8 protein-coding genes and 1 pseudogene are annotated in these 15,828 nt (G+C 43.7%); 3 read left to right on the top strand and 6 right to left on the bottom strand.

Annotated features, from left to right (window positions below; translation table 11 throughout):
- Positions 1 to 53 precede the first annotated feature (53 nt).
- Complete coding sequence (locus tag HF888_RS10290; RefSeq protein WP_007017237.1) at positions 54 to 1,793, top strand: ABC transporter transmembrane domain-containing protein; 1,740 nt, start codon at positions 54 to 56, stop codon at positions 1,791 to 1,793.
- A gap of 21 nt (positions 1,794 to 1,814) precedes the next feature.
- Here the strand turns inward: HF888_RS10290 and HF888_RS10285 are convergent, their stop codons facing one another.
- Entirely contained in the window at positions 1,815 to 2,852 is a 1,038-nt protein-coding gene (locus tag HF888_RS10285) for a zinc-binding alcohol dehydrogenase family protein (RefSeq protein ID WP_007017236.1), read from the bottom strand.
- Positions 2,853 to 3,007: 155 nt separating this feature from the next.
- Between HF888_RS10285 and HF888_RS10280 the strand changes: the two genes are divergently transcribed.
- Positions 3,008 to 3,967, top strand: a complete 960-nt coding sequence (locus HF888_RS10280) for a calcium/sodium antiporter (RefSeq protein ID WP_007017235.1) — start codon at positions 3,008 to 3,010, stop codon at positions 3,965 to 3,967.
- A 90-nt stretch (positions 3,968 to 4,057) separates the two neighbouring features.
- On the opposite strand, the pseudogene HF888_RS10275 reads toward HF888_RS10280, so the two are convergent.
- From HF888_RS10275 to rlmF, 4 genes and pseudogenes are all read right to left on the bottom strand, one after another.
- Positions 4,058 to 4,339 (bottom strand): annotated as a pseudogene (locus tag HF888_RS10275) (bifunctional aconitate hydratase 2/2-methylisocitrate dehydratase); the annotation flags it as partial.
- Positions 4,340 to 4,377: 38 nt separating this feature from the next.
- On the bottom strand, positions 4,378 to 8,457 hold the full coding sequence (locus tag HF888_RS10270) for a hypothetical protein (RefSeq protein ID WP_050758000.1): 4,080 nt from the start codon (positions 8,455 to 8,457) through the stop codon (positions 4,378 to 4,380).
- Between the two features lie 288 nt (positions 8,458 to 8,745).
- Positions 8,746 to 11,535: a bifunctional aconitate hydratase 2/2-methylisocitrate dehydratase gene (locus HF888_RS10265; RefSeq protein WP_007017232.1), complete on the bottom strand. Its 2,790-nt coding sequence runs from the start codon at positions 11,533 to 11,535 to the stop codon at positions 8,746 to 8,748.
- A 398-nt stretch (positions 11,536 to 11,933) separates the two neighbouring features.
- Positions 11,934 to 12,881 (bottom strand): 23S rRNA (adenine(1618)-N(6))-methyltransferase RlmF, encoded by a 948-nt coding sequence (gene rlmF / locus HF888_RS10260; RefSeq protein WP_007017231.1) that lies wholly within the window; start codon positions 12,879 to 12,881, stop codon positions 11,934 to 11,936.
- A 118-nt stretch (positions 12,882 to 12,999) separates the two neighbouring features.
- Between rlmF and bioA the strand changes: the two genes are divergently transcribed.
- On the top strand, positions 13,000 to 14,313 hold the full coding sequence (gene bioA / locus HF888_RS10255; RefSeq protein WP_040297620.1) for an adenosylmethionine--8-amino-7-oxononanoate transaminase: 1,314 nt from the start codon (positions 13,000 to 13,002) through the stop codon (positions 14,311 to 14,313).
- Between the two features lie 329 nt (positions 14,314 to 14,642).
- On the opposite strand, the gene HF888_RS10250 is transcribed toward bioA, so the two are convergent.
- A complete protein-coding gene (locus tag HF888_RS10250) occupies positions 14,643 to 15,641 on the bottom strand; it encodes an NADP-dependent oxidoreductase (protein ID WP_007017229.1) in 999 nt (332 codons plus the stop codon).
- Between the last annotated feature and the right edge of the window lie 187 nt (positions 15,642 to 15,828).

Below are 15,828 nucleotides of genomic sequence, written 5' to 3'. Positions count from 1 at the left end.
TGCTAAGCTGTAAGCCTTTGTTTTCACATTTACCGGTTGAAAAATAGAATAATATGTTGCGTTGGCTTTGGGGATTCGTGGGTCCATATCGCAGTCGTTTGATTGTGGCTTTAATTGCTTTGGTGCTAACAAGTGCTTTGACCTTGTCACTGGGTCAAGGGGTAAAGTTATTGGTGGATGAAGGGTTTGCGGCGGGGTCTCACGAGGGTTTAAAAGACTCATTGCAAATCATGTTGGTGCTTATTGTGGCATTGGCTTTGGGGGCGTACTTTCGATTTTTCATGGTGTCTTGGATTGGCGAAAGAGTGGTAGCGGATATTCGCAAGAGACTATATGGTCATCTACTAACGCTAACGCCCAGCTTTTTTGAGGACAATCTAGCGGGAGAAATTCAAAGTCGTGTCACGACCGACACAGCCTTGCTGCAAACGGTTATTGGTTCTTCACTTTCTTTTGCATTAAGGAATGTTCTCATTTTTGTTGGTGGCTTGGTATTGATGTTTATTAGCAATCTAAAACTAAGTCTTATGGTTATTGCTGTAGTGCCGCTTATTGTATTTCCGTTAATCTTTATCGGTCGAAAGGTTAAGCGCTTATCCAAGCAGAGTCAGGATGAAGTCGCATCAGTAGGAGCGTGGGCCGGTGAAAGTCTTCAGAACATCAAAGTAGTACAAGCTTTCACGCGTGAAAGCCATGTCGCAGAGCAATTTGATCAAGGAGCAGAGCAGGCGTTTGCCGTTGCCTTACAACGCATTCGTTATCGAGCTTTCTTGATTGCGCTCGTGATGATCATGGTTATGGGGGCTATCACGGCTATGTTGTACGTTGGCGGTAGTGATGTCATTAGTGGCGAATTAAGCGCAGGTGATTTATCAGCATTTGTTTTTTATGCTGTGATGGTGGCGGGCTCACTGGCTGCGGTGACTGAAGTCTATGGGGAGCTGCAGCGAGCTGCAGGTGCGGTAGAACGTATTCGCGAACTACTTGCCACGCAACCGACGATTTTAGATAAGGGTGGTGAGACAGTAGTAAAAGATCATAGTGGCAGTGCAGCCATTGAGCTAAACAATGTAAGTTTTGCGTATCCTAGTCGGCCTGATCAATGGGCACTACAGGATGTATCTTTGAAAATTCAGGCTGGTCAAAGTACTGCTTTAGTTGGTCCATCTGGCGCGGGTAAATCCACGTTATTTGATTTGTTGTTACATTTCAGAGAACCGCAAAAAGGCGATATCTTTATTAACAATCAAAACATCGCTGATTACCCTTTGGCTATGCTACGTAATATGTATGCGCTCGTGCCGCAAAACCCGGTACTTTTCAGTAGTAATGTTTGGGATAATATTCGCTTTGCAAAACCAGATGCCACAGATCAAGAAGTGATTGACGCCTGTAAAGCAGCCCATGCTTACGACTTTATTATGGCGCTTCCAGAACAGTTTGATAGTTTCTTGGGCGAGCAGGGCGTTAAGCTATCAGGCGGTCAGAAACAACGTATAGCCATTGCGCGTGCCATATTACGTGATCCTGATGTATTACTATTGGATGAGGCCACGAGTGCCTTGGACGCACAGAGTGAGTTTTGGGTTCAGCAGGCTTTGAACGAGCTTATGCGTGATCGCACAACACTCATCATTGCCCATCGTTTGTCTACCGTTCGTCATGTGGATCAAATTGCGCTATTCGATCAAGGGCGTATCACGGCTGTGGGCAATCACAGTCAATTGATGCAAAATTCAGACTTGTATAAGCGTTTAGCAGAGCTTCAGTTTCAGGGGGAAACTGAAGCGTAATGGTTTGCAAGTATGTTTTGTTTAGTCCCAACCACTTAATACAATCTTGCCCATGGTTTGACCCGTTTCGATGGCTTCGTGGGCTTTAATTAGGTTTGCTGCAGTAATACTGCCAAAGTGTTGCTTCATAGTGCTTTGTATTTTGTCGCGCTCTAGCAGCTCTGAGACTTCGTTCAATATAAAATGCTGACGCACCATATCGTCTGTTTCAAACTTGCTGCGCGTAAACATCAACTCCCAATGCAAACTAACACTTTTCAATTTGAGCGCTTGAATGTTCAAGGGCTCGGCCGGGTCATCAATGAGCGCAATTTTTCCTTGAGGCTTTATCACTTCAATAAAGTCATCAAAGTGTTGCGACGTATGGGTTAGACTTGCGATATGTGACACGGGGGCGATGCCCAAGGCTTTAATTTGCTCTGCGATGCTTTCCCTTTGCGGGCTATGGTCAATCACGTAGTCAGCGCCCAACTGTTTACAGTACGCTTTGGATTCTTCTTTACTGGCGGTAGCAATCACGATGTTTTGTCGACATTTTGCTTTTGCTAATTGAATGAGAGCACTGCCAACACCTCCGGCTCCTGCGGTAACCAATAACACATTGGGGTGTTTTGTATAACTTGAGGTTTGATCAAACTGTAAGCGATCAAAGAGTAGTTCATGAGCGGTAATGCAGGTAAGTGGCATAGCAGCTAAGCCTTCATCGGTTAGACTGCTTGGGGCACTGCCAACAATACGTTCATCTACCAATTGGTATTCCGCATTACTACCTGCACGCGTCATATCGCCAGCATAGAAAACTCGATCGCCTTTTTTAAATAGACATACTTTCTCACCGACTTCTTCGACAATACCGACAGCATCAAAGCCTAGAGTTTTGGGTTCACCTTTTTCAGGTAGTAAGCGCAGACGTAACTTACTATCAATGGGATTGACGCTGATGGCTTGTACTTTTATCAGTAGATCTCTTCCTGAAGCTTCAGGTTTAGGAAGCTCCGTTTCAAATAATGCATTGGGCTCCGTTATTGGAAGACTCTTATCAAAAACGATGGCTTTCACGAAAGTACCTCACAACTAAAACGATAAGTGTATCAAGAACCCAGGTGCGCTACCTAGTAAGTTCGCGAATGCGGCGACGTGTTTTTAGCTGTACATAACAAACCGCAATACGTTAGATTGACTTGAGCACACACGACGAGATAGAGGAAAATGTGATGAATGCTTTATTGCTCATAGTGGGCATCGCATTGCTAGCGATTGGGGGAGAAGGGTTAATTAGAGGGGCCTTGGCTATCGCCAATCGGCTCCAGATTTCCCCATTGTTGAGCGGGTTGCTCATTGTTGGTTTTGGTACATCGGCGCCAGAATTGGTTGTTTCTATCGATGCTGTCACTCATGGCCAGCCAGACATTGCCATTGGTAATGTGGTAGGGAGCAATATTGGAAATATATTGTTAATTTTGGGTCTTTGTGCATTGATTACACCACTGTATGTCAAACCACAGATACTCCAACGTGATGCCAGTGTCGTTGTTGCAACGAGTATTTTGTTTCTTGCATTGACGTACGACGGAATGATCGGCGTACTTGACGCCAGTATCCTTCTGATTGTGTTTGTGGCTTATCTCATATGGGCATATCGCTCAGAAAGTACCAGTAATGCGCCATCTGCGGAACTTCATAAGGCAGAAAGCGAAGAGGTTTCCAAATTGCCGAGGTCACTTTTCGCAATCATTCTATTTGTAGTTGGTGGTCTGTGTTTGCTTATTTTAGGGTCACAAGTTCTTTTGAAAGGAGCCGTAGGGCTAGCTGAATACTTTTCAGTACCAGAGGCGGTGGTTGGCTTAACGATAGTGGCTGTTGGAACCTCTTTGCCTGAATTATCGATCTCAGTCATGGCGGCTCTGCGAAAGCATGCTGATGTTGCTATTGGGAATGTATTGGGTAGTAATATATTTAATTTACTTGGAATTCTTGGTGTATCAGCGTTACTCCATCCCTTGAGTCTAGCTTCTCGCATTTCGCAGTTTGATCAATGGGTCATGCTTGCCGTTTCAGTTTTACTGTTATTGTTTCTCTACACCGGAAAACGTCTCAATCGGATAGAGGGAGGTATATTGTTGCTAGGCTACATAGTGTATGTAATGTTAAGCCTAACCATTTTTGTTGTATAAAATGTAAAAAAACCAAGCAACTTTCATTGCTTGGGTTTTTTGTATCCGCTTTAAACAACCCCGCTAGGCGGGGTCATAACTTTTAAAAAGTTATACGGCTTTTAGAGGGATAGCAGGGCGCGCTAAGTCTCCAGAAGGTGGCGCGAAAGACGTTAGGTTAATACCTTCAACGGCTTCTTTGTACTCTTCCAAAGTAGGGAAGCGACCTAGGATACAAGATAGAACAACCATAGGTGTAGAACCTAGTAGAGATTCACCTTTCTTCTCAGAGCTATCGGCAACAACACGGCCTTGGAATAGACGAGTAGAAGTAGCGATTACTGTATCACCTGGCTCGGCTTTCTCTTGGTTGCTCATGTATAAATACAGTCCATACGCGTTTAATTAGGAGAATCTCTTAGTAGGACAGATCACATTTTTGGGGATATCAATATTTCCATTAGTTGTTTATTGAGTGTGTTTCCGTCCACTTTTTCGTTTGGAGCCTGATTCTTCGTCTCGCCTTCAGGCTTTTCAGGAGCTTTCCATGCCTTCGGTATGCTTGATGGTATCTTATCTAGTGACCAGAAATTAAGTTCGCCAAGCATGGCTTGAAGCCCATTTAGATCTTGTTTGATCCCTGCACACGAGTGGCTTTGTGAACTGTTTTTTCCATTAGTTGCACATTTTAAATCCGTCAATGAGACCGCGGTGTGGTGTTTATCAGTTTTTTGATTTTGTGCTGGTTGGTGTTTGTCCTTAAGCCAGTAGCATCCATTGATAATGGTGCTGCCATATTCACGACCAAATAAACCACCAGTACCATAACTGTCCTTGACGAACCCGACGTTGAGGCAGTGATCAATCTGGCTTTCTGATATAGAACCAATAAGTCCGCCGGCATTTGAATAATTTGACTGAATTGAGCCGGTATTAAAGCTATTGGTTAATGAACCTGAAAGTAAGGTGCCGGCTATACCTCCAGCGTTTATATCTAAGCTTTGAATATGGCCCGAATTGTAGCTATCACTTATGTGACTGGATTGTCCAAAACCTAAGAGTCCACCTGTACTCGACCCTGTTCCGAAGATGAACCCGGTATTGAAGTTGTTTTTGAATTGCGTAGCAAAGGAAAGCCCTACTAATCCACCGGTTTTATCGTTGCCTGTTACCGACATTAAGTGGCCCGTCAAGCCTACGTTTCTTATTTCTGCATTTTTGGTTAATCCAAATAAGCCGATGAAGTATTGGTCTGGCCTGTCGATATAGAGGTTCTTGATGACATGATGATTACCTTCAAAGATGCCTTTGAAGGCGGTGGTTATATCACCTCGTCGGCCAATGGGTATCCAGCCTTTACCTGTGATATTGGCATTCCAGTAATCATCTTGCTGATCTATAACGCCATCCAGGTTGGTATCAAAATCTAAGTCTTCGATTAATTCATAGCCTCTACATTGCCGCTCTATACGCTCTCTATTAAAAATAATTGGACAACCTGATGTATTTAGTTTTGCATTTGATGACATTCTTAGGCCATGACCGTCCAGTTGGTAACGTATAGCATTCAGTTGTGCGAGAGAGTTGATTTCAATGAGTCCATTACTGTTTGTGTCCACATCTGTGATGCCATCATTATTATCATCAGTATCTTTGTCGTTGGTTAGGCCGTCGTTATCTGAATCATTTATGTACTTATCGAGTGTAACGTTTGAAGCTGCTTGACAGTTGTGATCACAGCTTGCTGTCCATTCATCGGCAAGGCCGTCAAGATCCATATCTTTACTTATGGCAGAATTATTTGGGAACTGATCTATGTGGTGCCCCGACTCTTTGATACATGACTCATCACAGTTTGTAGACCAACGATCTGGGCTGTTGTCTTTGTCTTTGTCAAGACTTGAGAAGCGTTGATAAGGCCATGCATCATCCGCATCTAGAGAACCATCACCATCGGCATCACGATACATATTACCATTGATGATGAGAGCGGGAAGTTGTGATGCATTACCAAAGTTCCACAATGGCTGACCATTGTAGTTAGCTAAATGCCATTCATTATAGAGTGGAAGCGAGGCAGTTTTATTTTTTACTGAGGGGCAGTTAGTATTCTTTTGATTGTCGGAGTCTGAGCTGCTTGTGTGAGTTGCGCACCGCAAGAGTGCCAAGCTAACTCCGGTATAACCTGTTTCAACTGCCCCCTCTTCAGGTACGTTTTTTCCTGAACTATCGATTGCCCAATAGCTATTGGAAATAGTATTGTTTTTTCTATCGAAGCCCAGCAAACCGCCTGAGTCTGAGGTCCCTCCGACAAATCCAGTGCTCAAGCTGTTCAATATCTCACTGTTTATTGCACTGCCGATTAACCCCCCAACTGATTTCTCACTTCCGGTCACTGGCCCAGTACTGAAACTGTTGTGTATTTTGGATGCTCTAATACGGCCAATAAGCCCACCCGCAATGCCTTTCTCACTTGTAATTTTCCCTGTGTTGAAGACATTTTTGAATACGCTGTTATATGCGTAACCCGCTAAGCTGCCATTCTGCCGGTATCCTGTTACTGACATTAGCGGGCCGCTCATCCCCAGGTTTCGAATTTTCGATTGTTTTAACGTGCTAAATAAACCATTGTCGCTGCTGTCTGGGCGGTGAATAAATAGGTTCTTAATCAGGTGACCATTACCCTCGAAGACGGCCGTAAACTCTTTAATAGGTCTCCAGCCTTGGCCTATGCCTTTTTGATTTGGATTCCAAAACGTGTCAAGTTCATTCATAAGACCATCTTGATTGGTATCAAAATCCAAATTAGTGTTTAATTCATAGCCTATGCATCGGCGTCTTGTAGCATCAAAATCGTTAAAAATTGGGCAGCCTGAATCATCTAAAGTAGCACCAATGGACAATCGTCTTCCCACCCCATTGGGCTGATGACGAATTGCATCCAATTGCGCAAGACTGTGTATTTCAATCAATCCATCACTGTCTGAGTCCGCGTCAATTACACCATCATTATTATCGTCGGTATCGAGAAGATTATTGATACCATCGTTGTCTGAATCGTTAGGGTAAGGGTCGAGTTTTATATTAGACGATGCTTGGCACTGAGCATCACAATCCGGATGCCAGCTATCAGGCAAACCATCTAGATCTTTGTCATCACCAGCGTCAGAAGAGAGAGAACGATCCAAGGTTAAGTTTGATTTAGCTACACATTCTTCGTTACAACCATGAGACCAGTAATCTGGTTGACCATCGTTGTCTTGGTCAATGCTTGCGGCTCGGTTCGTAGGCCACTGATCAACCTCATCTAATGTCCCGTCACCATCAGAATCACGGTAGACCTTTCCGTTAAGTCTAAGTCCGGGTAATTGAATAGCGGTACCAAACGCCCAGATATTTGAGCCACCATCATCAGAATATAACCAACCTTTAAACATATGCATGTTCAGGCTTTGGGTGTTTTTATCTGAGTTATTTTCCGTTTCGTTGATCGATTCCTCAGCTGAGTTGCAAGCGCTGTAGACAAGATGCTTATCTTTTTGCGTTACACACTTGAGATGGACTAATGAGGTAGGTATAAAACCATTAATTTCATAGCTGCCCGGTTGTAAACTTCTTTTTCCTGTAATGTTGCCTGTCGTATAACTTCGGCTAATTTGGCTGTCTTTGATGTAGCCAACAAGGCCATTAGGGTTGCTATTTCGATGCTTAATCACGCCAGTATTGAAACTGTCAGTAATATCGCTGAATTTTAAACTTCCGATTAATCCACCTGTATTGCCATTTCCTTCAATAGCTCCTGTATTAAAAGTATTAGAAATACTGCTGGAGATAGCACGACCTATTAATCCGCCGGTGTTCCTTCTTGTCCCAAAAACTGACCCGGTATTAAAGCTGTTCGTGATCTGACTGTTATGCGCAGAGCCTGCTAAACTGCCTGTTTTTTCACCACCAGTAACAGACATCAAAGGACCGCCGAAACCGATGTTTCGGATTTTGGCGTTATCGATGTGACCGAATAGACCTATGTAATGTTGTGAAGGGCGGTTGATGTATAAGTTATGGATAACATGTCCATTGCCTTCAAAGATTAATTCAAAGGCTCTATCGGTTTTGTTGGGTATATATCGCCCAATTGGCTTCCAGCCTTCTCCTATATTTTTTCTATTGGTATTCCAGAAACGGTCTTTTTCGTTAAGCGTGCCATCTTTGTTTGTGTCGAAATCAAGGTCAGTTGTTAATTCATAACCTATACAGCCTCCTTTGGGTGAGCTATTACTAGGCCGAGGGCATCCGGAGTTACTCCCGTATAAAGTTTTCGTTCTCATGCCGAACCGTATTGCGTTCAGGTCATCTAAATCATTAATCTCTATAAGACCATCGTTATCGAGATCATAGTCTGTTCGCTGTCCTTCGGCCAAAGTGAGTACTGGTAGTCCTGTGAGGATTGAGAATAACAGTATGAGAAAAAGATGATGAGATAGCGTGTGAAATAATAGAGAAGAAGGCATCCGTTCGTCCAAGTAAAAACCATTTTCTGGCAAGTATATTAGGCTGGCTAGTTCAAATCTATGAGTGATATCGAAAGTGGTACGCTTAATAAATTACAGACTCTTTTAAGTTTTTTGTGAGTATTAAAAATATATTAAGTTATCACTTTAAACGTAAGGATCCTATGAGTCAGCAAAGTGGGTTCTAAATAATTATGCATCTAAAAAAACCCAAGCAACTTTCATTGCTTGGGTTTTTTGTATCCGCTTTAAACAACCCCGCTAGGCGGGGTCATAACTTTTAAAAAGTTATACGGCTTTTAGAGGGATAGCAGGGCGCGCTAGGTCTTCAGAAGGTGGCGCGAAAGACGTTAGGTTAATACCTTCAACGGCTTCTTTGTACTCTTCCAAAGTAGGGAAGCGACCTAGGATACAAGATAGAACAACCATAGGTGTCGAACCTAGTAGAGATTCACCTTTCTTCTCAGAGCTATCGGCAACAACACGGCCTTGGAATAGACGAGTAGACGTTGCGATTACTGTATCACCTGGCTCAGCTTTCTCTTGGTTGCCCATACATAGGTTACACCCAGGGCGCTCTAGGTACATTTGGTTTTCGTACTTAGTACGTGCTTCTTGCTTAGGATTCGCATCGTCAAATTCGAAACCAGCGTACTTCTGTAGAAGCTCCCAATCACCTTCTGCTTTTAGCTCGTCAACGATGTTATACGTTGGTGGCGCAACAACGAGAGGTGCGTTGAATGTAATAGGACCTTTCTTCTCAAGGTTACGAAGCATCTGAGCGATGATCTTCATATCACCTTTGTGAACCATACAAGAACCGACGAAACCTAGGTCTACAGGACGGTCTTTGTAGTATGAAGTTGGACGAATAACATCGTGAGTATAACGCTTAGAAACGTCTTCGTTGTTTACGTCAGGGTCGGCAATCATTGGTTCTTCAATTGCGTCTAGGTCAACCACCACTTCAGCGTAGTACTTGGCGTTGTCATCTGGAGCAAGTGCTGGAGTTTCACCAGACTTCACTTCAGCGATACGCTTGTCAGCTAGGTCGATTAGACCTTGTAGCATGCCTTTTTCGTTATCCATACCCTTGTTAATCATGATCTGGATACGAGACTTAGCGAGCTCTAGAGACTGGATTAGTGTGTCATCAGTAGAGATACAGATAGAAGCTTTTGCTTTCATTTCTGCAGTCCAGTCAGTGAACGTGAACGCTTGGTCAGCTAGTAGAGTACCGATCTGTACTTCGATTACGCGGCCTTGGAAAACGTTCTCGCCACCAAACTGCTTAAGCATTTGTGCTTGTGTCGCGTGTACGATATCACGGAAGTCCATGTGCTCTTTCATCTTACCTTTGAAAGTCACTTTAACAGACTCAGGAATTGGCATTGCACACTCACCTGTTGCAAGTGCAACAGCAACCGTACCAGAGTCAGCACCGAATGCTACGCCCTTAGACATACGAGTGTGAGAGTCACCACCAATGATAATTGCGCGATCATCAACAGTGATATCGTTCAATACTTTGTGGATTACGTCAGTCATTGGAGCGTAACCGTCTTTAGGATCACGAGCTGTGATAACACCAAAGTTGTTCATGAAAGACATCAGCTTAGGAATGTTAGACTGAGCTTTCTTGTCCCATACAGACGCAGTGTGACAACCTGACTGGTAAGCACCATCAACGATTGGAGAAATAGTTGAAGCAGCCATTGACTCAAGTTCTTGGCAAGTCATAGGACCCGTTGTGTCTTGAGAACCAACGATGTTCACTTTAACGCGAACGTCAGAGCCGGTGTGTAAAGGCGCATCAGATTTAACGTCGATCGCATTGCGGTTGAAGATCTTCTCAACAGCGGTTAGGCCTTGGCCTTCATGAGAAATTTCTTTAGAAGGAGCGTAAACTTCTGGCTTCTCGATGCCTAGAGTATCTGCTGCAAACGTTTGTAGTTTTTTACCGAAAGTTACTGCGTAAGAACCGCCTGCTTTCATGAATTCCATTTTTTGTGGAGTGAAAGAAGCAGAAACATCCGCTAGCTCTTCGCTACCGTTGTATAGTTTCTTCGCTTTAGTATCGATCGTAAGAACAGTACCTGTTGCAACTGAGTATTTTTCAGTCAGTACTGGGTCGCCGTTTGCGTCAGTTACAACGTTGCCATTTTCATCTGTCTTTTTAACCCAGTTTTTAAGGTCAAGACCAATACCACCAGTAACATCAACTGTAGTTAGGAAGATTGGAGCGATACCGTTTGTACCTGCAACGATAGGACGGTTGTTAACGAATGGGATGTAAGGAGAAGTCTTTTCACCGGCCCATAGAGCTACGTTGTTAACACCAGACATACGAGAAGAACCAACACCCATGGTGCCTTTCTCTGCAATCATCATCACTTTCGCATTAGGGTGCTTTTTACCTAGTTCAACGATCTCTTTTTGAGCAGCTTCGTCGATCATGCATTGACCATGAAGTTCGCGGTCAGAACGAGAGTGAGACTGGTGACCCGGAGATAGAAGGTCAGTGGAGATATCACCTTCGGCAGCGATGTAAGTAACAACGTCAATTTTCTCTGGTACGTCATCTAGCTTAGTGAAGAATTCTGCTTTGGCGTAGCTTTCAAGAACGTCTTTAGCGATTGCATTACCTTCTTTATAGGCAGCTTCTAGACGAGCCATGTCGGCTTCATACAGGAATACTTGAGTTTTTAGAACTTCGCCAGCCGCTTTAGCTTGAGCGTGATCAGAAAGAGCGATGTCCAATAACACTTCGATAGAAGGGCCGCCTTTCATGTGAGAAAGCTGCTCTAGAGCGTACTCTGGAGTGATTTCTTCAACGATCTCTTGACCAAGAACGATATCTTTAAGGAACTTAGCTTTAACGCCAGCAGCAGGAGTGGTACCTGGCAGAGTATTAAAGATGAAGAAGTTTAGTGATGCTTCACGGTGCTCATTAGCAGTGTCTTTGATCTGCTCAATGATTTCTGTCAGCAACTCTGCACCGTCGATTGGTTTTGGGTGTAGACCTAGTTCGCTTTTACGAACTTCGATCTCTTGTAGGTATTCAGAATACAAGCTCATACGAATCTCTTCCTCATCAAGTGTACCCGTGATGTATTTGGTCTCATCATCAGGCCCTGAGCCATGTTTCCACTGTTATTGACCAGTGGCTTAAACGGCTCAAGCGAAAAATAGCGTCCGAATTATAGGTCATAGGGCTCTATAAATTAAGCTGATACTTCGCTCTTTCGCCTATAAATGAGAAATATCCTGTTTATATTGGATATTCATGGTATTTATAGTGGTCGGATTGGTGGGTTTTTGAACGATTGTCTGGTGAAGGAGGGTCTTGAACCTACGGGGATTTCACATTCGTCAACATGCTCATAAGCACGCTGTTATCTGAAGTTGGTAATTTGCGCATGAGGATAATGGGATCGGGCAAACTCTTTATTGGCATGTTTCATGAGGTATGTGCTTTATTCAAATCTCTTTTGACACCAGTCTGACCGTTCATCGTCTGTTAAAAAGCTCCAGGCGATAAAACGACTGATTTTATTGCCTTGTTCCATTTTGATTACTTTCGTTTCAATCGCATTGGCTTTTTTTAATGCCAGCTTTAGTTTTGATACGTTGTCCTTTTTTGAAATAAGACTAGTAAACCATAAAACCTGTTTCGAATAGCTACGGCTTTCTTTAATCATATTCTTTACGAAAGATAGCTCACCACCTTTACACCAGAGTTCGGCGTTTTGACCGCCAAAGTTTAGTACTTCGCTTTTTTTGTTTCTGTCTTTACTCTTGTTTAGATTATTCCACTTACGCTGCGTTCCGCTCATACCTTGTTCGATGGACTCATGAAAGGGCGGATTACAGAGTGTGATATCAAAATATTCGTCATTATGAATTATGTTTCGAAAAATATATTTTTCTGATGTTTGTAGGCGACAGTCAATTTGGTTGCTGAGAGCTTGGTTTGCTTTGATAATAGCATTAGCGTTGTCAATGGATTTAGGGTCAATATCGCTAGCGACCATTTTCCAATCGTAAATGCGATTTCCTAGTAAGGAGTAAATACAACTTGCTCCCGTACCAATATCAAGGGCCGTCACATTTTTAAAGGCTGGTTTATTATTATTGGTTTCTTTTAACAGGTCGGCCAAATAATGAATGTAATCTGCGCGTCCGGGTATTGCAGGGCATAAAAAGCCCTTGGGGATGCTCCATTCATTAATGTTGTAGTGATGCCTTAATAAAGCTGTATTGAGTGCTATGACGGCTTGAGAATCGGAAAAATCAATAGTTTGCTTCGAGTATTGATTGATAAATACGTGGGGTTTTAGCTGAGGATAGCTTTGACATAAGGCATCAAAGTCATAACCATTTTTGTGTGCATTTCGCGGATGATGTTGCGGTTTTACAGTCAAAACAATTGCTCGTACAGCGTTTCTCAATTTCTAGTAGCCATTGTAGCAGTTTCTTAAGTTTTAAACCCCCAGCAAAATCGCTAGAATGTTGGTAAATAATGATAATAGTGTGGCCCCTATGACGCAGTCGAAGCCGCTTTTGAGCGAATCCCTTACCGGTGAACAAATCAGTGAATTAGATGCTAAGCATGTGTGGCACCCGTATTCGTCTTTTAATTCTCCTTTGCTGCCGTTCCCTGTTGAAAGTACAGAGGGCGTTCGCATTCGTCTGAAAGATGGACGAGAGTTGATTGACGGTATGGCGTCTTGGTGGTCAGCGGTGCACGGATATGGACACCCTGTCTTGAAGCAAGCAGCTCATGATCAGATTGAAACCATGAGTCACGTCATGTTTGGGGGGTTGACTCATGAGCCTGCCGTTACTCTGTGTGAAAAATTAGTCAAGCTATCGCCAGATGGCTTGAACAAAGTTTTTATTTGCGATTCAGGTTCGGTTTCCGTAGAAGTGGCTATGAAAATGGCCTTCCAGTATGCCTTGAGCCAAGGTAATCGAGAGCGCAATAAATTGCTTACGGTACGCAGCGGATATCATGGTGATACTTTCGCGACCATGGCTACCTGTGATCCGGTCAATGGAATGCATCACATGTTTGAAAACATCTTGCCTAAGCATATTTTTGCAGAAGCGCCGCCCTGTAAGTTTGAAGAAGCATTCAGCGAATCACATATCCAAGACTTAAAAGATAAGTTAGTTCAGCATCAGCAAGAAGTGGCTGCCATTATTTTAGAGCCTATCGTGCAAGGTGCTGGTGGTATGCGTTTTTATAGTCCTGATTACCTAAAGCGCGTACGTGAATTGTGTGATGAATACGATGTATTGCTGATTGCCGATGAAATTGCCACTGGCTTTGGTCGCACAGGGAAAATGTTTGCGTGTGAGCATGCTGGCATTACGCCCGATATTTTATGTGTGGGTAAAGCGTTGACGGGCGGCTTTATGAGCCTTGCGGCAACCTTGTGTACTGATAAAGTGGCGAAAGGCATTTGCGAAGGCGAGGCTGGTGTATTTATGCATGGCCCTACGTTTATGGCTAACCCATTGGCGTGTTCCGTTGCCAATGCTAGTCTCGACTTGTTAATGAGCGGAGAATGGCAGCAGCAAGTTGCGAACATTGAGTCCGGTTTGAAAATCGGATTGGGGCCAGCAAAGGCATTATCGCAAGTGGAGGATGTTCGTGTTCTTGGTGCAATCGGTGTTATTGAATTGCACGAGCCCGTCGATATGCCAACGGTTCAACCGCAATTTGTGCAAGAGGGTGTATGGGTAAGGCCTTTTGGGCGTTTGGTTTATGTTTTGCCACCCTTTGTCATTGAAAATGAAGACTTGGCTCACCTGACCAAGGCCATGGTGAGCGTTGTTAGTCGACTTTAATTTTGAGTTGTGAGTTGTGAGTTGTGAGTTGTGAGTTGTGAGTTGTGAGTTGTGAGTTGTGAGTTGTGAGTTGTGAGTTGTGAGTTGTGAGTTGTGAGTTGTGAGTTGTGAGTTGTGAGTTGTGAGTTGTGAGTTGTGAGTTGTGAGTTGTGAGTTGTGAGTTTTTAATGATGTGTCTTGAACTTTGGAAGTCAAGTATAATCGTCATTCTCCGGCGTCGCGAAGCGACAGACCGGAGAACCCATCACTCATAACTCAACATTCATAATTCAACACTAATTAGATGGATTCCCGATCAAGTCGGGAATGACTATAGTCAACACTCAAATCTAAAGTTTAACGATTAGCTTGCCTTTATTGCCACCAGTGAAGAACAAGTTTAAGCCAGTCATGGCACTTTCGAGTCCTTCCAAGATGTGACTGCGGTATTTAATCTTCCCTTGCATGACGTAAGGCGTAAGAATACCTAGTAGCTCAGGCACATCCTTGAAGTGATCAGGCATTGCAAAGCCTTGGACGCGAATGCGCTTTTTAATGAGTGGAATCCAGTTTGGGCCAGGCGGAGGAGTAGGGTTCGTGTAATCGGCGATCATGCCGCACACTACAGCGCGGGCATGTGCATTTAAGCGTTTAAAGACTTCTGCTTGGATTGGGCCGCCCGTGTTTTCAAAATATACATCCACGCCGTTTGGTGTTAGCTCTTCAAGCTTGGCGGCAAGGTCGTCGGTCTTGTAATTAATGGCTCCGTCAAACCCAAGTTCTTCGGTGATCCATTGAGCTTTTTCATCGTCACCCACTACCCCAATTACGCGTAAACCATCTGCTTTAGCAATCTGACCAACGATAGAGCCAACGGAACCTGCAGCACCCGTTACAACAAGAGTTTCACCGGCTTTAGGTTCGCCAATCTTTTTCAAACCTTGAGTTGCTGTTAGGCCTGGTAGAGCAAAAATGCTAAGGGCAGTTTCGGCATCCACACCAGTTTGTACTTTGTTAAAGCCTTGACCGTTGCTTACGATGTATTCAGCCCAACCAGTCATACCCATTACAGTATCGCCTACGGCAAAATCTGGGTGATTTGATTCAACTACTTCACCTAAACCACTTGAGCGCATAACTGTGCCCAATTCGACAGGAGGGATGTAACTTTCTTTGTCTGGGTTCATCCAACCTAGCATGGCTGGGTCCAGCGACATGTGCGTTTGTTTGATGAGTATTTCACCCGGGCCAGCTTGCGGCATGTCTTTTTTTACAACTTCAAACATGTGTGGGCCAATGGGGTTACCATCTGGACGCTTGGTTAGCAGGATCTCTGTGTATTGAGACATGGCTTGACTCCTGTTTTATTAGTAAAAGGGTTCTGGCGCTTTTGCTAAGCGCTCGTACATCGTGTGATGTTTATCATAGTGATGTATTTTGTACGACATAGCCCACTTATTAGTAAACTTTTTTGTCGAAAGGACAATAAAGGGGCTAGAATATCTTAGTTATCATTCATCATAAGCGGGGCGCAGA

Origin of the sequence: Bermanella marisrubri, from assembly GCF_012295615.1 — a bacterium.
GTDB classification, from domain to species: Bacteria; Pseudomonadota; Gammaproteobacteria; order Pseudomonadales; family Oceanobacteraceae; genus Bermanella; species Bermanella marisrubri.
The sequence above is the reverse complement of the archived record's forward strand: the minus strand, read 5'-3'. Positions and strand labels throughout refer to the sequence as shown.